Raw genomic sequence first — 19780 nt, 5'->3', positions numbered from 1 at the left:
GCCTCCCGTCTGGCTCAGCGGGCCTCGCAGCCCTAGGGTCGACCCATGGGAGCCCCTCGAGTCCTGGCCATCGTCCTCGCCGGCGGCGAGGGGAAGCGGCTGATGCCGCTCACGCAGGACCGCGCCAAGCCGGCGGTGCCCTTCGGCGGCATGTACCGGCTGGTGGACTTCGCGCTGTCGAACCTCGTGAACTCCAAGTACCTGCAGATCGTGGTGCTCACCCAGTACAAGTCCCACAGCCTGGACCGCCACGTGGCCAAGACGTGGCGGATGTCCCCGCTGCTCGGCAACTACGTGGCCCCGGTCCCCGCCCAGCAGCGGGTGGGCAAGCACTGGTACCTGGGCAGCGCCGACGCGATCTTCCAGTGCCTCAACATCATCGCGGACGAGCGTCCCGACATCGTCGTCGTGGTCGGCGCGGACCACGTGTACCGGATGGACTTCGACCAGATGGTGGACGCCCACATCGCCTCGGGGGCCGAGTTCACCGTCGCGGGCATCCGCCAGCCCATCGAGATGTCCGACCAGTTCGGGGTGATCGAGACCTCTGCGGAGGACCCCGAGCGGATCACGGGCTTCAGCGAGAAGCCTGCCAACCCCGTGGGCCTGCCGGACTCCCCGCACGAGATCCTCGCCTCGATGGGCAACTACGTGGCGAACGCCGACGCCCTGGTCGAGGCCGTCTCCCGCGATGCCGACAACCCCACCTCCCGGCACGACATGGGTGGGGACATCGCCCCGTACTTCGCCGAGAAGGGCACGGCCGGCGTGTACGACTTCATCCGGAACGACGTGCCCGGGTCGACCGACCGCGACCGCCAGTACTGGCGCGACGTCGGGACCCTGGACTCCTACTACGACGCGCACCGTGACCTGATCTCGGTGATGCCGGTGTTCAACCTCTACAACACCGCCTGGCCGCTGTTCACGGGCTACTCGGGCCTCCCTCCCGCCAAGTTCGTCCACGCCGGACCGGGTCGCCTGGGGCACGCCTCGGACTCGCTGGTCTCCCCCGGGGTCATCGTCTCGGGGGCGACGGTCTCCGGCTCGGTCCTGTCCCCCGGGGTCTACCTGCACTCGTGGGCCTCGGTCAGCGACTCGGTCGTGCTCGACGGCGCCACGGTGGGGCGCCACGCCCAGGTCCACCACGCGATCCTGGACAAGAACGTCGTGGTCTCCGAGCGTGCACGGGTGGGGATCGACGCCGAGCACGACCGCGCCCGCGGGTTCACGGTGACCGAGTCCGGGATCACGGTGGTACCCAAGGGGACCGTCGTCGAGGACTGAGCGACTACCCTTCCCGCGTGCCCACGACCCAGGACCGTCCCCGCCACGTCGTCGTGCTCGACGTGGACTCGACCGTCATCACCGGCGAGGTGATCGAGATGCTCGCGGCCCACGCGGGGTCGCGGGCCGAGGTCGCCGCGATCACCGAGCGCGCGATGCAGGGCGAGATCGAGTTCGCCGAGTCCCTGCACGCGCGGGTGGCGACCCTGGCCGGGCTGCCCGCCGAGGTCCTCGCGGCCGTGCGCACCGAGATGGAGCTCACCCCTGGGGCCCGGCGGCTCATGGCCGAGCTGCACCGTCGTGGCTGGCCGGTGGGGCTGGTCTCCGGCGGCTTCCGCGAGCTCGTCGAGCCCTTGGCCGAGGAGCTCGGCATCGGCTTCGTCCGGGCCAACGGGCTCGAGGTCCACGACGGGCACCTGACCGGCCGCGTCCGCGGGCCCGTCGTGGACCGCGAGGCCAAGGCTGCCGCCCTGCGCGAGCTCGCCGCGGCCGAGGGGGTCCCGCTGGCCCGGACCATCGCGATCGGCGACGGGGCCAACGACCTCGCCATGCTCGCCCTCGCCGGGCTGGGCATCGCCTTCAACGCCAAGCCCGTGGTCTGCGCCCAGGCCGACGTCGCGATCCTCGACCAGCCCCTGGACGCCGTGCTCGAGGAGATCGACCGACGGCTGATCCCCTGATCCGCAGGTCCCCTCCGGGCCGGAGAAGTCAGTCGGCGGGGCGGACGACCTCGCGCAGCGTCGCCGTCCCTCGTCCGACCCCTGCCCAGTCCTCGACCTCGAGCACCGCGAAGGTCGCCGTCGACAGCCCGGTGCGGACCTGGGCGAGATCGCCCGCGTCGGGCGCTCCCGTCACCTCGGGCGTGCGAGCCAGCACCGCCGTGGTCGCGGACATGGTCGGCTCGTGCCCCACGACGAGCACCGTGCGCACCTCGGGGTCCACGCCGTGCACCAGCTCGAGCACGTCGGTGGTGCGCGCCTCGTAGAGCAGGTCCTGGACCTCGACGACCGGGGACGCGTCCTCACCGAGTGCCCCCCGGAGCAGCTCCCACGTCTGGCGTGTGCGCAGCGCCGAGGAGACGAGCACGTGCCCCGGCACGAGGCCGGCCTGGAGAAGGCGGGCGCCGACCTGCTGGGACTGGCGTCGGCCGACCAGTGACAGCGGCCGGAGCTCGTCCGAGGTACCACCGGCCGTCTCGGCCTTGGCGTGCCGCAGCAGCACGAGGCGCCGGGGCGCCCCCTCCCCCGAGGGGGTCACAGCCCCATGGCGTGGAAGCCGCCGTCGACGTGCACGATCTCGCCGGTGGTCGCCGGGAACCAGTCCGACAGCAGCGCAGCCACCGCGCGGGCCGTGGGCTCAGGGTCGCGCACGTCCCAGCCGAGGGGTGCACGCTCGGGCCAGCCCCCCTCCATCGCCTCGAAGCCCGGGATCGACTTGGCCGCGGTGGTCCGCACCGGGCCGGCCGAGACCAGGTTCACCCGGATGCCCTCGGGGCCGAGGTCGCGCGCCAGGTAGCGCGCGGTGGACTCGAAGGCCGCCTTGGCGACACCCATCCAGTCGTAGACCGGCCAGGCGTACCGCGCGTCGAAGGTCAGACCGACCACCGCGGACCCACGCACCATGAGCGGCTGGGCGGCCACGGTCAGCGCCTTGAGGGAGAAGGCCGAGACCTGCACCGCCGTCGCGACGTCGGGCCACTCCCCCGCGAGGAAGTTGCCGCCCATGACGGACTGCGGGGCGAAGCCGATCGAGTGGACGACACCGTCGAGGTGACCGGTGTGCTCACGGACTCGGTCGGCGAGGGCCTCGAGGTCCTCGCTCGAGGTCGCGTCGAGCTCGACGACAGGGGCCGGCTCAGGCAGTCGCTTGGCGATGGCCTGGGTCAGGCGCATCTGCCGACCGAAGGAGGTCAGGACGACCTCGGCCCCCTCGGACTGCGCGAGGCGCGCCACGTGGAAGGCGATCGAGGAGTCCGTGAGCACCCCGGTGACGAGGAGCTTCTTGCCGTCGAGCAGACCCATGGTGGTTCCCTTCGTGGAGCGTGTCGGTCCTGCTGGTCGAGAGGTCGGTGCTGAGGTCGGTCGTGCTCCGCTGGCGGCCGAGCCGTCAGTGCCCCATGCCGAGGCCGCCGTCGACCGGGATCACTGCCCCCGAGATGTACGCGGCGTCAGGCGAGGCGAGGAACTGGACGACTCCGGCCACCTCGTCGGGCTGGGCGAAGCGCCCCGCGGGGATGGCCGCACGGTACGCCGTCTGACGGTCCTCGGGCAGGGCCGCGGTCATCGCGGTGTCGATGAACCCGGGCGCGACCACGTTGGCGGTGATGCTCCGGGCCCCGAGCTCGCGGGTGATCGAGCGGGCCATGCCGACGAGCCCGGCCTTGGAGGCCGCGTAGTTGACCTGCCCGGCGCCGCCGTAGAGCCCGATCACCGAGGAGATGAGCACGATGCGGCCGCGCCGCAGCCGGATCATGCCCTTCGAGGCCCGGCGCACGCACCGGAAGGTGCCCGTGAGGTTGACGTCGAGCACCTGCTCGAACTCCTCGTCGCTCATCCGCATGAGGAGCTGGTCCCGGGTGACCCCGGCGTTGGCGACGAGCACCTCGACCGGACCGTGGGCCGCCTCGACCTCGGTGAAGGCCGCGTCCACCGCGGCCGTGTCGGTGATGTCGCCGACGACGCCGAGCACGCCCTCGGGCAGGTCGCCGCTGCGGTAGATCGTCGCGACGCGGTCCCCCGCGGCCACGAAGCGCTCGGCGATCGCGCGGCCGATGCCGCGGTTCGCCCCGGTCACGAGGACGCTGCGCGGGGTCGTGGTGCTCTCGGGCACGGAGGTCTCCTGAACTGGGTGGGCCGGGACGGTCGGCCCTGACGTTAGCCGACCACGGCCGGACGGCGCCCCCACGGCCCGGACTCCGGAGCGGGAAGGGATCGAGCCGTGCGCGTGTTTAGACTCGTGTGGTGAGGAACCGGGACGAGCGCGATCCGCGGGGCCGTCGGTCCGACGACGAGGTCCAGCGGATCACCGCCGCGCCCACCTCCCTCACGGACGACCTGACCCGGCGGTCGCAGCGGTACCTCGCGCAGATGTCGATCCGCGTGGTCTGCTTCCTCGCCGCCGTGATGATCGACCACTGGATCCGCTGGGCCCTGCTGGCTGCCGCGGTGGTCCTGCCCTACATCGCGGTGCTGCTGGCCAACGCCGGGCGCGAGCGCGGCACCGACCCGGGCAGCTACGTCCCGCCGCCGAGCCTTCCCGCCGCCCCTCCGCTGGCCGGCCTGGGCACCGAGGAGGGCCGTCGCGGGTGAGTGGCTTCCTGCAGCCCGAGGCCGGGCCCACCCCCGAGGAGATGCGCTGCAGCGCCCGGGGCTGCCGCAGCGGTGCTTCCTGGGGCCTGCGGTGGAACAACCCTCGCCTGCACACGGACGACCGGCGCAAGGTGTGGCTGGCCTGCGACCACCACCGATCCCACCTCGAGCAGTTCCTCTCCGCCCGCGGATTCCACCGCGACACCGTGCGCGTCGAGGACCTCGCCCCCAGCGATGGCTGAACCGGTACCCCCGACGCCCGCAGGGCACGACGCGCGACGCGCTGCCGCCGTGCTGGGCGTCGCCCTCCTGGTGGCCGGCATCTGCGTCGCGGCCGGGCTGTGGCAGTGGAACCGCCACGCCGACCGGAGCGCTGCCGTCGAGATCGTGCGGAGCAACTACGAGGCCGCCGCGCTCCCGGTCGCCGAGGTCCTCACCCCGGGCGAGCCGCTGCCCGAGGACGCGGTCTGGCAGCCGGTGACCCTCGAGGGCACCTACGACGACGAGTCGACGGTCCTGCTGCGCAACCGCCCGGTGGGAGGCCAGCCCGGCTACCACGTGCTGACCCCCCTCGAGATCAGCGCGGGGCCGCTCGCCGGGGAGGTCCTCGTGGTGGACCGGGGCTGGGTGCCGACCGCCGCCCGGGGCAGCGGACCCGCCCTCGAGCCCGCAGCCCCCACCGGGGTGGTCGAGGTCACCGCTCGCCTGCGGGCCGACGAGGCCCCGGCCACCCGTGACGCCCCTGCGGGCCAGGTCCACACCATCTCCACGGACCAGGTCCGGGAGGCCGGGGGTGGCCGGTGGGCCGCCGACGCGACCCTCGACGCCTACGGCTCCCTCATGACCGAGAACGGCAGCGCCCCGGTGGACCTGGGAGCCCTCGCCCGGCCCTCGACCGACCTGGGGTCGCACCTGTCCTACGCGTTCCAGTGGTGGGTCTTCGCCCTCGGGGCCCTGGGTGGCGGCGTCGTCCTGCTCCGTCGCGAGCGTGCAGCCGAGGTGGAGGACGACGAGCTCGCCCTCGCCAGAGCGTCAGCGACCGACCGCCCTGCCCGCCGACGTCGTCGCCCGACGGTGGACGACGAGGAGGAGGACGCCCTGCTGGATGCTCAGCAGGTCTGAGACGGCCGAGGGTCAGGGCTCGCGCAGGCCGGCCCTGCGGGCCTCCGCCGCAGCACCACGGGTCGCTCCCCCGCGGCTGCGCATCGAGACGCCGGCGTCGACCAGCACCCCGTGGACGAACCCGTAGGAGCGGCCGATGTCCTCGGCCATGGATCGGATGCTCTCGCCGCGGCTGTACCGCTCGACCAGCCTCGCGGTGAGGTCCTGCCGGCCCTCACCGGTGATCCGTGACCCCTTGGGGAGCTTCTGGTCCATGGTCGTCCTCCTGGCGCCGGTCCGGGACGTCGTCGGGACGGGCCCCGGCGACCGTCCTGGCCGGACCGGACGCGCAGGCCCGATCAGGACGAGCTACGCGAGCGAGATCAGCTCGGCGTAGCTGTCGTTCCACAGATCTTCGTCCCCATCGGGCAATAGCACCACTCGTTCGGGTGCCAGGGCCTCCACCGCCCCCTCGTCGTGGGTCACCATGACCACCGCACCGGCGTAGCCGTGCAGGGCGCTGAGGATCTCGGCCCGGCTCGCGGGGTCGAGGTTGTTGGTCGGCTCGTCGAGGAGGAGCACGTTCGCGGCGGACACCACGAGAGCGGCCAGGGCGAGCCTGGTCTTCTCACCACCCGACAGGACGCGCACGGGCTTGTCGGCGTCGTCCCCGGAGAACAGGAAGGAGCCCAGCACCGAGCGCACCTGCGTGTCGGTCAGGTCGGGGGCCGCGTGCCGGAGGTTCTCGACGACGGTCCGGCTGGCGTCGAGGGTCTCGTGCTCCTGGGCGTAGTAGCCGATCTTGAGCCCGTGCCCGGGGACGACCTCGCCAGTGTCGGGCTCCTCGACCCCCGCCAGCAGGCGCAGCAGCGTCGTCTTGCCCGCGCCGTTGAAGCCGAGGATGACCACGCGGCTGCCTCGGTCGATCGCGAGGTCGACATTGGTGAAGACCTCCTGAGAGCCGTAGGTCTTGCTCAGTCCCTCGGCCGTCAGCGGGGTCCGGCCGCAGGGCGCCGGGTCAGGGAAGCGCAGCTTGGCGACCTTGTCGGTGACGCGCTCCTCCTCGAGGCCGGCCATCATCCGCTCGGCGCGGCGCATCATGTTCTGGGCGGCGACCGCCTTGGACGCCTTGGCACGCATCTTGTCGGCCTGGGCGAGGAGCGCGGACGCCTTCTTCTCGGTGTTGGCACGCTCGCGCTTGCGTCGGCGCTGGTCGGTCTCGCGCTGGAGCAGGTAGGCGTCCCAGCCCAGGTTGTACTGGTCCAGCTCGGCGCGGGTCGCGTCGAGGTGGAAGACCTTGTTGACCACGGCGCGCATGAGGTCGGTGTCGTGGCTGATCACCAGGAAGCCGCCCGAGTAGTCCCGCAGGAACTCGCGGAGCCAGACGATCGAGTCGGCGTCGAGGTGGTTGGTCGGCTCGTCGAGCATGAGGGTGTCGGCCCCGGAGAAGAGGATCCGGGCGAGCTCGACCCGTCGACGCTGGCCACCCGAGAGGGTCCCGAGGGTCTGGCCCAGGATGCGCTCGTCGAGACCGAGGTTCGCCGCGATGCGCCCCGCCTCGCTCTCCGCCGCGTACCCCCCGGCCGCAGTGAACCGCTCCTCGAGCCGGCTGTACCGGTCCATGGCGGTGTCCCGGGTGTGGTCGTCGGCGCTGGCCATCTCGCCCTCGGTGTCCCGCATCTGGCGCACCAGGACGTCGAGCCCTCGGGCCGAGAGGATCCGGTCCATGGCCTCGACGTCGAGGTCCCCGGTGCGAGGGTCCTGCGGGAGGTAGCCGACCTCACCCGTGTGCACGACCCGTCCGGCCGAGGGCTGGCCCTCGGCCGCGAGCACCTTGGTCAGGGTCGTCTTGCCCGCGCCGTTGCGGCCGACCAGCCCGATCCGGTCGCCAGGGGCGATCTGGAAGGAGGTCGTCGTCAGCAGCTCGCGGACGCCGACGCGCAGCTCGAGGTCATGAGCGGTCAGCACTGAGGAATCCTCCGACAGGCACCCGGCGCTCTTGTGTACGGGCACAAACGCCCCCCATCGTACGACCGGCTAGCGTGACCATCGACCGCGACGGCCCCGATCCGTCCGTGCGGGCGACCCGAGGCCCTTCCGCGTCTCGGCGCCCGAGCCCATCCGTCCTCCACGACCAGGGAGCGCCCATGTCTGCCGTCCCCGACGAGGGCACCACGCCCGAGCCGGCACGCCCCGTCCTCGCGGCGAGGTCCGCGACCGCCGACCTCGCCCTGGTCTCGACCTTCGCGGCCTTCATCGCGGTGTGCGCGATCCTCCCCGCGATCGTCCTGCCGGGCATGGCCGTGCCCATCACCCTGCAGACCTTCGGGGTGATGCTGGCGGGCCTCGTGCTGGGACCCCGGCGCGGCACGCTCGCCGTCCTGCTCTACCTCGCGGTCGGCCTCGCGGGCCTGCCGATCTTCGCCGGGGGCACGGGTGGGCTCGCCGTTCTCGGCAAGCCCTCCCTCGGCTACCTGCTCGCCTTCCCCCTGGCTGCCGCGCTGGCCGGCTACGTCATGACGCGCCTGAGCTCGGTACGCCGGTCCCTGCTGCCGCTGGGCGCCTTCGCGGCAGCCACGCTCGCGAGCCTCCTGCTCATCCACCCCCTCGGGATCAGCGTCATGGGGGCGCGCCTCGGCCTGTCCCCCGCCGAGGCGATCACGGCAGGGGCCACCTTCCTGCCCGGCGACGTCATCAAGAACGCCCTCGCGGCCGTGGTCGCGACCGCGGTCTTCCGCGCGTTCCCCGACCTGCTCCGCGCCCGACGCTGACCCGCCTCTCGCCGTGATCGAGCTCGAGCAGGCGGGCGTCACCGCCTACGCCCCCGCCCAGCCCGAGGAGCGGGGGTCGGGTGGGCACGAGCAGGTGGTGACCCTCCTGCACCCGACGACGTGCACCCTCGCCGAGCGCCGGATCGCGGTCATCGGGGCCAACGGCTCGGGCAAGTCCACCCTGGCGCGCCTGATCAACGGCCTGGCCCTGCCGTCCTCGGGGCGGGTGCTGGTCGACGGGGCGGACACCGCGACCGACGGAGCAGCGGTGCGGCGGCGGGTCGGTTTCGTCTTCACCGACCCGGACGCCCAGCTCGTCATGCCCACCCCTGTCGAGGACGTCGCGCTCTCCCTACGTCGTCTCGGCCTCGATCGCGCCGCCCGGACCGCCCGGGCCCGACAGGTGCTCGCCCGCTTCGGCCTGGCGGAGCGCGCCGAGCTCCCCGTCTCTGCCCTCTCCGGTGGTCAGAAGCAGCTCCTCGCCCTGGCCGGCGTGCTGGCCACCGAGCCCGCCGTCCTCGTGTGCGACGAACCCACCACCCTGCTGGACCTGCGCTGGCGCCGCGTGGTCGACGACCTCCTCGACGGGCTGCCGCAGCAGGTCCTGCTCGTGACCCACGACCTCGAGGCCGCAGCACGCGCCGACCGGGTGCTCGTCGTCGACCAGGCCCAGGTCGTCCACGACGGCGATCCCGAGCAGGCCGTCGCGCTCTACCGTGACCTCATGGCGTCGGGGGCGACCACCGGATGAGACGGCGCCGGGCCCAGGGACCGCGGCGGCCGCCGTGGACCGGTCCGCTCGGGCTGTTCCACGCCGGGAGCTCGTGGCTGCACCGGGTGGGCCCGGGACCCAAGGTGGCCGGGCTGGGCGTGCTGGGCATCGCCGTGGTGGCGCTCACGGGAGTCGTGACGACCCTGGCGCTGGCTCTGGTCACGGTGGCGACCGCCGTGAGCGCCCGTCTCCCCCTGCGGTCGACCACCCGAGCCGTGCTCCCCGTCCTGCTGACGGCAGCGACGGTCGGCGCCTACCAGGTGTGGCAGCGCGGCCCCGCGGTCGGCCTCGAGGTGGGCCTCGACCTGGTGACCCTGGTCCTGGCCGCCACGGTCGTCACGGCGACCACCCGGGCCGACGAGCTGCTCGACGCCCTGGTCCGCGGACTCGGGCCGCTCCGCCGGGTGGGGTTGCGCCCCGAGGTCCTGGCCATGGCGATCGGACTCATGCTCCGTGCCGTGCCAGGCCTCCTCCAGACCGCGACCGAGGTCCGCGAGGCCGCTCGGGCCCGCGGGCTCGAGCGCGACCCGCGAGCGACCCTGGCCCCGGCCGCGGTGCGCGCCGTGGCGCGGGCGCGCAGCACGGGAGAGGCACTCGCGGCGCGCGGTGTCGGCGACTGAGGTCCGCTCCGCGCCCGGTGTCAGATGTTGAAGCCGAGGGCGCGCAGCTGCTCGCGACCGTCGTCGGTGATTTTCTCGGGTCCCCACGGCGGCATCCAGACCCAGTTGATCCGGAAGCCGTCGACCAGCCCGTCGAGGGCCTGGCCGGCCTGGTCCTCGATGACGTCGGTCAGCGGGCAGGCTGCCGAGGTGAGGGTCATGTCGATCACAGCGTGGTTGTTGGGGTCGAGGGCGACCCCGTAGATGAGGCCCAGGTCGACGACGTTGATCCCGAGCTCGGGGTCGATGACGTCGCGCAGGGCCTCCTCGACGTCGGCCGCGGTGGGTGGGGTCGTGGTGGTCATGCGTGGTCCTCCTGAGGGGTTGCGGGGTCCGTGCCGACCGACGCCGCGGGAACGGGCGAGGCAGGCGCAGGGGTGCTCTCCTGGCCGGGCAGGTCCAGCGCCCCGGACTGGGCCAGGGCGTCGCGCAGGGCGGCCCATCCCAGCAGGGCGCACTTGATGCGTGCGGGGTAGCGTGCCACACCGGTGAAGGCCGTCGCGTCGCCGAGCCGGTCCTCGGCCTCCTCCTCGAGCCCCTCCCCACGGGCACGCATCAGGGCGCGGAAGGTCTCCCCGAGCACCTCGGCCGAGGGGACAGGGACCCCCTCGACGAGCTCGCTCATGACGGAGATCGAGGCCTGGGAGATCGAGCACCCCTGCCCCTCCCAGCTCACGCGGTCGATCTGTGCCGGGTCTGCCCCCTCGGCCAGGTGCACGCGCAGCCTGACCTCGTCCCCGCAGGTCGGGTTGACCTGGAAGGACTCGGCCGCGTGCCCGTCGGTGAGTCCCTTGCCGTGAGGCGACTTGGCGTGGTCGAGGATGAGCTGCTGGTAGAGCTGCTCCATCGAGCTCATGCGGCGCCTCCGTCGGTCAGGCCGAAGAACGGGCGCACGGCCGCGAGAGCCTCGGCGAAGACCTCGACCTCCTGGTCCGTCGTGTACACCGCGGCCGAGGCACGCGCGCTCGCCGCGACCCCCAGCCGACGGTGCAGGGGCTGCGCGCAGTGGTGACCGACCCTGACCGCGACCCCCGCGTCGTCGAGCACCTGGCCGACGTCGTGCGCGTGCACCCCGTCGACCACGAAGGACACGGCCGCGAGGCGCTCCTGGGTGTCCAGCGGGCCGAGGACGCGCACCCCGGGGACCTGGGTCACGGCCTCGAGCAGCAGCCCGGCGATCCGTGTCTCGTGGGAGGCGACCGCCTCCATGCCGAGCTCACGCAGGTAGCGAGCAGCCGCCCCCATGCCCACCGCCTGGGCGACCATCTGGGAGCCCGCCTCGAAGCGCTGGGGCGGCGGCGCGTAGGTGGTCGTCTCCATGGTCACGACCTCGACCATCGACCCACCCGTGGTGACCGGAGGCATGGCCTCGAGGACCTCGCGCCGGCCGTAGAGGGCACCGACCCCGGTGGGGCCGAGCATCTTGTGCCCCGAGAACGCAGCGAGGTCGACGCCGAGGGCCGCCAGGTCCACCGGGAGGTGCGGGACGCTCTGGCACGCGTCGAGCACCGTGAGCGCCCCGACCTCGCGCGCCCGTCGGACGAAGGCGGCGACGTCGGTCACGGCCCCGGTCACGTTCGAGGCGTGCGTGAAGGCGAGGACCTTGGTCCGCTCGGTGACGACCGTCGCGAGGTCCTCGGTGCGCAGGCGCCCGTCGTCGTGGACACCGATCCACCGCAGCGTCGCCCCGGTGCGGGCGCACAGCTCCTGCCACGGGACGAGGTTGGCGTGGTGCTCGGCCTCGGTCACGACGATCTCGTCCCCCGGGGCGAGCACGAAGCGCCGGGCCGCCTGCCCCCCACGGCCGGCCGTGGCGTTCGAGAACGCGTAGGCGACGAGGTTGATGCCCGCGGTCGCGTTGGGCAGCCAGACGATCTCCTCGGCCTGGACCCCCACGAGCTGAGCGACCTCGAGCCGGGCCTGCTCGTAGGCCTCGGTCGCCTCCTCGGCGAGCTGGTGCGCCCCGCGGTGCACCGCGGCGTTGCGCTGGGTGTAGAAGTCCTGCTCGGCGTCCAGCACGACGTCGGGCTTCTGCGACGTGGCCCCGGAGTCGAGGTACACCAGCGGCCGCCCACCGCGCACGGTTCGTGCGAGCAGCGGGAAGTCCGCACGGACGGCCGTCAGCTCGGCCGCCGTGAGCTCCGGTCGCGGCGCCGAGGCCTGCGGCTCGAGGACGGCAGTCATGGTGCTCCCTTCAGGGCGCGGGCTCAGGCGGAGGTGGTGAGGAAGCGGTCGTAGCCCTCGGCCTCGAGACGCTCGGCGAGCTCGGGGCCGCCCTCCTCGGCGATCCGCCCGTCGACGAAGACGTGCACGAAGTCGGGCTGGATGTAGCGCAGGATCCGCGTGTAGTGGGTGATGAGCAGCACGCCCACCTCACCGCTGGCCTTGACCCGGTTCACGCCCTCGGAGACGATCCGCAGCGCGTCGACGTCGAGGCCCGAGTCGGTCTCGTCGAGGATCGCGAACTTGGGGTTGAGCAGCTCCATCTGGAGGATCTCGTGGCGCTTCTTCTCCCCGCCCGAGAAGCCCTCGTTGACGCTCCGCTCGGCGAAGGTCGAGTCCATGCGGAGGTTCTCCATGGCGCTGCGCACGTCCTTGACCCAGTGCCGCAGGGCCGGGGCCTCGCCGCTGATGGCGGTCTTGGCGGTACGCAGGAAGTTAGAGACGCTCACACCGGGCACCTCGACCGGGTACTGCATCGCGAGGAACATCCCCGCCCGGGCGCGCTCGTCGACGCTCATGGCGAGGACGTCCTCGCCGTCGAGGTGCACCGACCCCGAGGTGATCTGGTACTTCGGGTGACCGGCGATCGAGTACGCGAGGGTCGACTTGCCCGAGCCGTTGGGGCCCATGATGGCGTGGGTCTCGCCGCTCGCGACGGTCAGGTCGACCCCGCGCAGGATGGGCTTGGGGCCCTCCTTGGTCTCGACGCTGACGTGCAGGTCACGGATCTCGAGAGTGGACATGGGTTCTCCTCAGGCGTTCACGGTGGTGTCGACGTCCACGAGCACGCGCTCGCCGTCGATGGTCACGGGGTAGACCGGCACGGGCCGGGTCGCGGGCAGGGCCAGGGCGGCACCCGTCCGCAGGTCGAAGGTCGAGCCGTGGAGCCAGCACTCGATGGTGCAGTCCTCGACCTCGCCGTCGGACAGCGAGACCTGCCCGTGCGAGCAGATGTCCGAGACGGCGTGGACCGTCCCGTCCGAGTCTCGGGCGACGGCGACCTCGACCGGGCCGTTCGGGCCCTCGAGCTCGACCCGCAGCGCCGTCCCGGGCGCCACGTCGTCGATCATGCAGGCGAGCTGAGCGCTCATGCAGGCACCGTCGCGACCGCGTCGAGCTCGCTCATGCTCTTCTCGAGCTCGGCCTCGATCGCTGCGATGAGGCGCTCCTCGACGGCGGGCACGCCGATCTGCTGGATGAGCTCGGCGAAGAAGCCGCGCACCACGAGGCGGCGGGCGTCGCTCTCGGGGATGCCGCGCGAGCGCAGGTAGAAGAGCTGCTCGTCGTCGAAGCGCCCGGTGGCCGAGGCGTGACCGGCCCCTTCGATGATCCCGGTCTCGATCTCGAGGTTGGGCACCGAGTCCGCACGCGCCCCGTCGGACAGGACGAGGTTCCGGTTCAGCTCGTAGGTGTCGGTGCCCTCGGCCGCCGCGCGGATGAGCACGTCGCCGACCCACACGGTGTGAGCCCCGGCACCCTGCAGGGCCCCCTTGTAGGTGACCCGCGACCGGCACGACGCCACGGCGTGGTCGACGAACAGCCGGTGCTCCTGGTGCTGGTCCGCGTCGGCGAAGTACAGGCCGAGCATCTCGACGTCGCCGCCCTCGCCGGTGAACTCCGCGTCAGGGGTGACCCGCACGACGTCTCCGCCGAGGGTCACGACGATGTGCTTGACGTGGGCGTCCCGACCCAGGCGGATGCGGTGCGCGGCGGCGTGCACAGAGCCGGGCTCCCAGTCCTGGATCGAGACGAGGGTGAGGTGCGCGCCGTCCTCGGCGACGACCTCGACGGTCTCGGTGAGCGCGGCCGACCCGACGTGGTCGACGACGACGACCGACTCGCTCAGCGCCTTGGCGTGGATCAGCAGGTGCGCGGCCGAGGGCGTGGTGTCCCCGGTCGCCCCCTCGACCCGGACGCTGGTCGCGGCCGAGGCGACGGTCTGCTCGGGGATCGTGACGACCGTGGCCTCGCGGAAGGAGCTCCACGCGGTCGCGGCTGTCCGGTCACCCGGGCGCCCCGCCGTGCCGAGCCGTGCGTCGTCGCGACCGACGATCTCGACCATCACCTCGGGGGCCTCGACCACGGTCACCTGCGGCCCGGGCCCTGGCAGGCCGGTGCCCTCGGCGTCGAGCAGCGGGGCGAGCCGTCCGACCGGGGAGAAGCGCCACTCCTCCTCGCGTCCGGTGGGCACCGGGAAGTCGGCGAGCTCGAAGGAGGTGGCCCGAGCACCTCGCGAGGCCTGGGGGGTGCCGCCGCGCCCGTGGGTGTGGGCGCCGTCGGCGACGGCCCGGCTGTGGTCGGTGGACAGATCAGTGCTCATCGGCGTGGACGGAGCCTCTCCCGTGGTCGTGGTGTCGTCGTGGGGCACGGTCATCAGCCGACCGAGCCTTCCATCTGCAGCTCGATGAGCCGGTTGAGCTCGAGGGCGTACTCCATCGGCAGCTCGCGCGCGATCGGCTCGACGAAGCCGCGCACGATCATGGCCATGGCCTCGGTCTCCTCCATGCCGCGGGACATGAGGTAGAAGAGCTGGTCCTCGCTCACGCGGGAGACCGTCGCCTCGTGGCCCATGGACACGTCGTCCTCGCGGACGTCGACGTAGGGGTAGGTGTCCGACCGCGAGATCTGGTCGACCAGGAGCGCGTCGCACAGCACGTTCGAGGCCGAGTGCTCGGCCCCCTCGAGCACCTGGACCAGCCCGCGGTAGGAGGTGCGGCCTCCGCCCCGCGCCACCGACTTGGAGATGATCGAGGACGAGGTGTGCGGCGCTGCGTGGACCATCTTCGCCCCCGCGTCCTGGTGCTGCCCCTCGCCCGCGAAGGCGATCGACAGGGTCTCGCCCTTGGCGTGCTCCCCCATGAGGTAGATCGCCGGGTACTTCATCGTGACCTTGGAGCCGATGTTCCCGTCGACCCACTCCATGGTCGCGCCCTCGGCCGCGGTCGCCCGCTTGGTGACGAGGTTGTAGACGTTGTTCGACCAGTTCTGGATCGTCGTGTACCGCACCCGGGCGTTCTTCTTGACGATGATCTCGACCACGGCCGAGTGCAGGGAGTCGCTCGAGTAGATCGGCGCGGTGCAGCCCTCGACGTAGTGCACGTAGGAGCCCTCGTCGGCGATGATCAGCGTCCGCTCGAACTGGCCCATGTTCTCGGTGTTGATCCGGAAGTAGGCCTGCAGCGGGATGTCGACGTGGACGCCCGGCGGGACGTAGATGAACGAGCCGCCCGACCAGACGGCCGTGTTGAGGGCCGCGAACTTGTTGTCCCCGGGCGGGATGACCGACCCGAAGTACTGCTCGAAGATCTCGGGGTACTCACGCAGACCCGTGTCGGTGTCCACGAAGATGACGCCCTGCTCCTCGAGGCTCTCCTGGATCTGGTGGTAGACCACCTCGGACTCGTACTGGGCCGCGACGCCGGCCACGAGGCGCTGCTTCTCGGCCTCGGGGATGCCCAGACGGTCGTACGTGTTCTTGATGTCCTCGGGCAGGTCCTCCCAGCTGGTGGCCTGCTTCTCGGTGGACCGCACGAAGTACTTGATGTTGTCGAAGTCGATGCCCGACAGGTCCGAGCCCCAGTTCGGCATGGGCTTCTTGTCGAACAGGCGCAGGGACTTCAGGCGCGTCTTGAGCATCCACTCGGGCTCGTTCTTGAGCGAGGAGATGTTGCGCACGACCTCCTCGGAGAGCCCGCGCTGGGCGGACATGCCCGCCGCGTCGGAGTCGTGCCAGCCGTAGCCGTAACCACCGATCGAGTCGATGATCTCCTCGTCGGTGCGTGCCTCGGTGGGTGCGGTCATGGTGTTCCCTCCACGGTCTCCGCTGGTGCGGGACGGTCGGATGCTGCTCGTACGGGTGAGGTGGTCGTGGGGATGTGGGTGGTGCAGACGTGCCCGCCGCTGGCGAGCGTCGACAGGCGTTGGACGTGCACGCCGAGCAGGTCGGAGAAGACCTTGGTCTCGGCCTCGCACAGCTGGGGGAACTGCGCCGCGACGTCCTGCACGGGGCAGTGCCCCTGGCAGAGCTGGATCGCGCGGCCACCGGGGACGGGACGGGCCGAGGCCGCGTAGCCGTCGTCGGCGAGGGCTGCTGCCAGGGCCTCGATCCTGGCGCCGACGTCCGGGCCTGCCGCGGCCACGGTCGCCGCGTGGCGCTCGCCCAGCTCGGCGGCGCGACGGTGTGCGAAGCCCTCGACGACCTCGGGCCCGGCGACACCGGCGACGTAGTGCAGGACCTGGTTGGCCAGACCGGCATATCCGCTGCCCAGGCCTGCCTGACCGCGCTCGGTCGCGACGTAGCGCCGGGCGGGGCGGCCGCGGCGCGCGGGCTGCGAGGAGGGCGAGCGGTGGACGACGATCTGCCCGGACTCCTCGAGGGCGGCGACGTGGCGCCGGGCACCGGCGGCCGTGAGGTCGAGGCTGCTGGCCAGCTCGACCACCGAGACGGGGCCTGACTCGACGACCAGCCGCAGCACGCGATGCCGGGTCGAGGTCTCGTGCGGGTCCCCAGCGGGGACCGTGGCCTGCTTGGCTGCCATGCTCACGTTCCACCTCCTGACTCTCGGGACCGACGTCGACCGCACCGAGGGCGCTGGTCGCCTCCTGTCGCGGTGCACCCGGTGAGCACGTCACCGGACGGCACGGGTGCCGCTGATATAGGCAACATCCTTGTTGCCGAATTGCTTCCCCGCAACGTAGGCAGACCTCACCACAGGCGGGCCCGCCCGGGACGCGCCCCGGATCCCCCGAACCCGTCGGAGCACCTAGACTCGGCGCTCGTGCCTGCGACCACGCCTGCCTCGACCGGCGAGCCCGCCGTCCGCGTCGACGGCCTGACCAAGCGGTACCGCCGGGTCGAGGCCGTGCGGGGTCTCGACCTGGTCGCCCCCCGCGGTCGGATCACGGCTCTCCTCGGCCCCAACGGCGCAGGCAAGACGACCACCGTGGAGTGCTGCGAAGGGCTGCGCCGACCCGACACCGGCACCGTGCGCGTGCTGGGGCTGGACCCGGTGCGTGACGCGCCGGCCCTGCGCCCGAGGGTCGGCGTCATGCTCCAGGACGGCGGCCTGCCCAGCACGGTGCCCGCCCTCGAGGCCCTGCGGCACGTCTCCCGGATGTACGCCCGTCCACGCGACGTCAGCGAGCTCGCCGAGCGACTGGGCCTGGGCAGCTTCGCGCGCACGCCGGTCCGGCGCCTCTCGGGCGGCCAGCGTCAGCGGCTGGCCCTCGCGACGGCGGTGGTCGGGAGGCCGACGGTGGTCTTCCTCGACGAGCCCTCCGCGGGCCTGGACCCCCAGGCGCGCCTCGCCGTCTGGCAGCTCGTGCGCGACCTGCGGGCGGACGGCGTGTCGGTGGTCGTGACGACCCATCAGATGGCCGAGGCCGAGGCCCTCGCCGACCACGTCGTGGTGGTCGACCACGGCCAGGCCATCGCCTCGGGCACGGTCGACTCCCTCGTCGGGGGCGACGGCAGCATGCACGTGAGCGTCCAGCCCCTCGCCCCGCACCGGGCCGAGCCCGCCGACGCCGAGCTCGCCCGGCACCTGACCGACGCCCTCGGGCGCTCGGGGCACGAGCACTCCGTCACGACCAGCTCCCTCGCCGGCACCCTCGAGGTGCACGGGCCGCCCGGGCCCGAGCTCGTCCATGCCGTCACCGGCTGGGCCCGTGACCAAGAGCTCCTGATCACCTCGCTCACCACGGGGCGACGCACCCTCGAGGACGTGTTCCTCGACCTCACCGGACGGAGCCTGCGATGAGCCTCCCCGTGGACGTGCCCGCCGAGCAGGATGCTGCCGTGCTGCACGAGCAGCAGGCCGCTCCGCTCGCCCGACGGGTCGTCGCGCAGGCCCGGGTCGAGATGCGGACCGTCCTGCGCAACGGCGAGCAGCTCGTCATCACCCTCGTGCTGCCGGTGCTCCTCCTGGTGGGGCTCACCCGCACGTCCCTGGTCGACCTCGGCACCGAGGACCGGATCGGCCTCGTCGCCCCCGGCGTCCTGGCCCTCGCGGTGATGTCCACCGCTTTCACCTCGCAGGCCATCGCCACGGGTTTCGACCGCCGCAACGGCGTGCTCCGCCTGCTGGCCACGACTCCTCTCGGCCGCCGCGGTCTGCTCACCGGCAAGGTCCTGGGCATCGCCGGGATCCAGCTGCTGCAGATGGCCGTCCTCGTCGCGGTCTCCCTCGCGCTCGGCTGGTCCCCGGCGATCGCCGGCGTGCCCGGGGCGCTGCTCGTGGTCGTGCTGGGGACGGCCGCCTTCACGTCCCTGGCCCTGCTCGTGGCAGGAACCCTGCGCGCCGAGGCCGTGCTCGCGGTCGCCAACCTGCTCTGGGTGCTGCTCCTGGCCGGTGGAGCGGTCCTCCTGCCGGCATCCCTGCTCCCTGCCCCCCTGGCGGAGGTCGCCGTCCTGCTGCCCTCGGGTGCCCTGGGCGAGGCGCTGCGCACCGTGCTGACCGAGGGCGCGGTGCCGCTCGTGCCCGTCGCGGTCCTGACCGCATGGACGGTGCTGCTCGGCGGTGCGGCGGTCCGCCTCTTCCGGTGGCACTGACCCGCGCCGGGCGATCCCCCGCGTCATGACCTCCCTCCGGGGCGGATACCGTGGAGGGGTGAGCAGCACCGCCCCTGCGCCGGCTCCGACCGGCCGTCCCCGATCCCCTCGAGATGCCGCCGACGCGGCTGGCCCGCCGCCGGGCCAGACGCGACGCCGCGGCGCGCCCTCGTACCGGTGGGCGAGACGGATCCTGTGGGCGAACCTCGTCGCGCAGATCGGCATCGTCGTGACCGGTGGGGTCGTGCGCCTCACGGGCTCAGGGCTCGGCTGCTCGACGTGGCCGCAGTGCGAGCCGGGGCAGTTCGCCCCCGTGATGCACCCCGAGCTCGGGTGGCACCCGGTCATCGAGTTCGGCAACAGGACGCTGACCGGCGTCCTCGGGGTGCTGGCCCTGGCCACGGCCTGGATCGTGTGGCGAGAGCGGCACCGGGCGCGACCGTACCGGGCGCTCGGCCTCGTGCCCCTGATCGGTGTCCTGGTGCAGGCCGTCGTCGGCGGGCTGACGGTGCTCGTCGAGCTCCATCCGGCCTTCGTCGGGGTGCACTTCATGCTCTCGATGGTCCTGATCGCGGCCTCGACCGTCGTGCTGCGGCGCCACGCCGAGGGGGACGGCACCCCTCGATGGCACGTCACGCCCCGCACTCGGCGGCTGGCGGCCGGCCTCGTCCCCCTGACCGTCCTGATGATCGCCCTCGGGGTGGTGGTCACCGGTGCCGGCCCGCACTCGGGTGACCTGGAGATCGCCCAGCGCCTGGCCCTCGACCCGGTGGCTGTCTCGAGGGTGCACGCCGCGGCCGTCTGGGTCTACGTCGCCGTCCTGGCCCTCGTCGTCGCCGCGATCCACCGCGACCGCGCCCCCTCGACAGCCCGACGCGCGGCGTGGGTCCTCGTGGGCGTGACCCTCGCCCAGGGGATCATCGGGTACGTCCAGTTCTTCACCGGTCTGCCCGAGGTGCTCGTCGCAGCCCACATGCTCGGGGCCTCGCTCCTCGTCGCCGCGCAGGCGAACCAGCTCCTCGCGCTGCGAGACCGCTCCGTCGAGGACGTGGGCCCGGTCGTCACGCGGGGCTGAGGCGCACCTGGCGCCAGCCCGACGGACCTCGACA

Annotated in this window: 24 protein-coding genes; 11 read left to right on the top strand and 13 right to left on the bottom strand. The window is 72.7% G+C overall.

Translation table 11 applies throughout. The features are described from left to right. Positions 1-45: 45 nt before the first annotated feature. Positions 46-1287, top strand: a complete 1242-nt coding sequence (locus J4G33_RS00190) for a glucose-1-phosphate adenylyltransferase (protein ID WP_208053894.1) — start codon at positions 46-48, stop codon at positions 1285-1287. 17 nt (positions 1288-1304) lie between these two features. Beyond that, entirely contained in the window at positions 1305-1967 is a 663-nt protein-coding gene (gene serB, locus J4G33_RS00185) for a phosphoserine phosphatase SerB (protein ID WP_307793602.1), read from the top strand. Positions 1968-1995: 28 nt separating this feature from the next. Here serB and J4G33_RS00180 read toward each other — a convergent pair whose 3' ends face one another. The 3 genes from J4G33_RS00180 to fabG all read right to left on the bottom strand — a co-directional run bounded on the left by J4G33_RS00180 (position 1996) and on the right by fabG (position 4116). After that, entirely contained in the window at positions 1996-2544 is a 549-nt protein-coding gene (locus J4G33_RS00180) for a SixA phosphatase family protein (RefSeq protein WP_208053893.1), read from the bottom strand. Further along, entirely contained in the window at positions 2541-3308 is a 768-nt protein-coding gene (gene fabI / locus J4G33_RS00175) for an enoyl-ACP reductase FabI (protein ID WP_208053892.1), read from the bottom strand. The genes J4G33_RS00180 and fabI overlap by 4 nt, the downstream gene beginning before the upstream one ends. An 85-nt stretch (positions 3309-3393) precedes the next feature. Then, positions 3394-4116 carry a 3-oxoacyl-ACP reductase FabG gene (gene fabG / locus J4G33_RS00170; protein WP_208053891.1) on the bottom strand — a complete coding sequence of 241 codons (723 nt, stop codon included), beginning with the start codon at positions 4114-4116 and terminating at the stop codon, positions 3394-3396. A gap of 131 nt (positions 4117-4247) precedes the next feature. Between fabG and J4G33_RS00165 the strand changes: the two genes are divergently transcribed. Genes J4G33_RS00165 through J4G33_RS00155 form a run of 3 tightly spaced genes read left to right on the top strand, consistent with a single transcriptional unit; the run spans position 4248 to position 5717 of the window. Then, positions 4248-4595, top strand: coding sequence for a DUF3099 domain-containing protein (locus J4G33_RS00165; protein WP_208053890.1), 348 nt, complete (start codon positions 4248-4250; stop codon positions 4593-4595). Next, positions 4592-4837 (top strand): hypothetical protein, encoded by a 246-nt coding sequence (locus J4G33_RS00160; RefSeq protein WP_372434933.1) that lies wholly within the window; start codon positions 4592-4594, stop codon positions 4835-4837. Before J4G33_RS00165 ends, J4G33_RS00160 begins: the two co-directional genes overlap by 4 nt. Further along, positions 4830-5717: an SURF1 family cytochrome oxidase biogenesis protein gene (locus J4G33_RS00155; RefSeq protein ID WP_208053889.1), complete on the top strand. Its 888-nt coding sequence runs from the start codon at positions 4830-4832 to the stop codon at positions 5715-5717. The genes J4G33_RS00160 and J4G33_RS00155 overlap by 8 nt, the downstream gene beginning before the upstream one ends. Positions 5718-5729: 12 nt before the next feature. Here J4G33_RS00155 and J4G33_RS00150 read toward each other — a convergent pair whose 3' ends face one another. Together J4G33_RS00150 and J4G33_RS00145 are read right to left on the bottom strand one after the other, a co-directional pair. After that, positions 5730-5972: a helix-turn-helix domain-containing protein gene (locus J4G33_RS00150; RefSeq protein ID WP_208053888.1), complete on the bottom strand. Its 243-nt coding sequence runs from the start codon at positions 5970-5972 to the stop codon at positions 5730-5732. Positions 5973-6065: 93 nt separating this feature from the next. Then, the gene (locus J4G33_RS00145) at positions 6066-7664 is read right to left on the bottom strand and encodes an ABC-F family ATP-binding cassette domain-containing protein (protein WP_208053887.1); all 1599 of its coding nucleotides are present in this window, start codon (positions 7662-7664) and stop codon (positions 6066-6068) included. Between the two features lie 179 nt (positions 7665-7843). Here J4G33_RS00145 and J4G33_RS00140 point away from each other — a divergent pair, with 179 nt between their 5' ends. The 3 genes from J4G33_RS00140 to J4G33_RS00130 are packed head-to-tail and all read left to right on the top strand — an operon-like array spanning position 7844 to position 9859. Further along, a complete protein-coding gene (locus J4G33_RS00140; protein WP_208053886.1) occupies positions 7844-8467 on the top strand; it encodes a biotin transporter BioY in 624 nt (207 codons plus the stop codon). A gap of 13 nt (positions 8468-8480) precedes the next feature. Further along, positions 8481-9218: an energy-coupling factor ABC transporter ATP-binding protein gene (locus J4G33_RS00135; protein WP_208053885.1), complete on the top strand. Its 738-nt coding sequence runs from the start codon at positions 8481-8483 to the stop codon at positions 9216-9218. Continuing rightward, on the top strand, positions 9215-9859 hold the full coding sequence (locus tag J4G33_RS00130; protein ID WP_208053884.1) for an energy-coupling factor transporter transmembrane component T family protein: 645 nt from the start codon (positions 9215-9217) through the stop codon (positions 9857-9859). Before J4G33_RS00135 ends, J4G33_RS00130 begins: the two co-directional genes overlap by 4 nt. A 20-nt stretch (positions 9860-9879) precedes the next feature. On the opposite strand, the gene J4G33_RS00125 is transcribed toward J4G33_RS00130, so the two are convergent. From J4G33_RS00125 to J4G33_RS00090, 8 genes are read right to left on the bottom strand one after another with little or no spacing between them, the layout of a single operon-like run. Continuing rightward, on the bottom strand, positions 9880-10203 hold the full coding sequence (locus tag J4G33_RS00125; protein ID WP_208053883.1) for a metal-sulfur cluster assembly factor: 324 nt from the start codon (positions 10201-10203) through the stop codon (positions 9880-9882). Further along, positions 10200-10754 (bottom strand): Fe-S cluster assembly sulfur transfer protein SufU, encoded by a 555-nt coding sequence (gene sufU / locus J4G33_RS00120; RefSeq protein ID WP_208053882.1) that lies wholly within the window; start codon positions 10752-10754, stop codon positions 10200-10202. Before sufU ends, J4G33_RS00125 begins: the two co-directional genes overlap by 4 nt. Continuing rightward, on the bottom strand, positions 10751-12082 hold the full coding sequence (locus J4G33_RS00115) for a SufS family cysteine desulfurase (RefSeq protein ID WP_208053881.1): 1332 nt from the start codon (positions 12080-12082) through the stop codon (positions 10751-10753). Before J4G33_RS00115 ends, sufU begins: the two co-directional genes overlap by 4 nt. A 23-nt stretch (positions 12083-12105) precedes the next feature. Then, entirely contained in the window at positions 12106-12864 is a 759-nt protein-coding gene (gene sufC / locus J4G33_RS00110) for a Fe-S cluster assembly ATPase SufC (RefSeq protein ID WP_208053880.1), read from the bottom strand. A gap of 9 nt (positions 12865-12873) precedes the next feature. Then, positions 12874-13212 (bottom strand): non-heme iron oxygenase ferredoxin subunit, encoded by a 339-nt coding sequence (locus J4G33_RS00105; protein ID WP_208053879.1) that lies wholly within the window; start codon positions 13210-13212, stop codon positions 12874-12876. After that, positions 13209-14495 carry a Fe-S cluster assembly protein SufD gene (gene sufD, locus J4G33_RS00100; RefSeq protein WP_372434932.1) on the bottom strand — a complete coding sequence of 429 codons (1287 nt, stop codon included), beginning with the start codon at positions 14493-14495 and terminating at the stop codon, positions 13209-13211. Before sufD ends, J4G33_RS00105 begins: the two co-directional genes overlap by 4 nt. Further along, positions 14495-15922, bottom strand: coding sequence for a Fe-S cluster assembly protein SufB (gene sufB / locus J4G33_RS00095; protein ID WP_208053878.1), 1428 nt, complete (start codon positions 15920-15922; stop codon positions 14495-14497). The genes sufD and sufB overlap by 1 nt, the downstream gene beginning before the upstream one ends. Further along, positions 15919-16659, bottom strand: a complete 741-nt coding sequence (locus J4G33_RS00090; protein ID WP_208054601.1) for a helix-turn-helix transcriptional regulator — start codon at positions 16657-16659, stop codon at positions 15919-15921. Before J4G33_RS00090 ends, sufB begins: the two co-directional genes overlap by 4 nt. Positions 16660-16899: 240 nt before the next feature. Between J4G33_RS00090 and J4G33_RS00085 the strand changes: the two genes are divergently transcribed. The 3 genes from J4G33_RS00085 to J4G33_RS00075 are packed head-to-tail and all read left to right on the top strand — an operon-like array spanning position 16900 to position 19746. Next, on the top strand, positions 16900-17880 hold the full coding sequence (locus J4G33_RS00085; RefSeq protein WP_307793600.1) for an ABC transporter ATP-binding protein: 981 nt from the start codon (positions 16900-16902) through the stop codon (positions 17878-17880). Next, a complete protein-coding gene (locus J4G33_RS00080; RefSeq protein WP_208053876.1) occupies positions 17877-18671 on the top strand; it encodes an ABC transporter permease in 795 nt (264 codons plus the stop codon). Before J4G33_RS00085 ends, J4G33_RS00080 begins: the two co-directional genes overlap by 4 nt. 58 nt (positions 18672-18729) lie before the next feature. Beyond that, on the top strand, positions 18730-19746 hold the full coding sequence (locus tag J4G33_RS00075; protein WP_307793599.1) for a COX15/CtaA family protein: 1017 nt from the start codon (positions 18730-18732) through the stop codon (positions 19744-19746). Positions 19747-19780: the final 34 nt, after the last annotated feature.

The sequence above is a fragment of the Actinotalea soli genome, assembly GCF_017565425.1.
GTDB lineage: Bacteria > Actinomycetota > Actinomycetes > Actinomycetales > Cellulomonadaceae > Actinotalea > Actinotalea soli.
The sequence above is the reverse complement of the archived record's forward strand: the minus strand, read 5'-3'. Positions and strand labels throughout refer to the sequence as shown.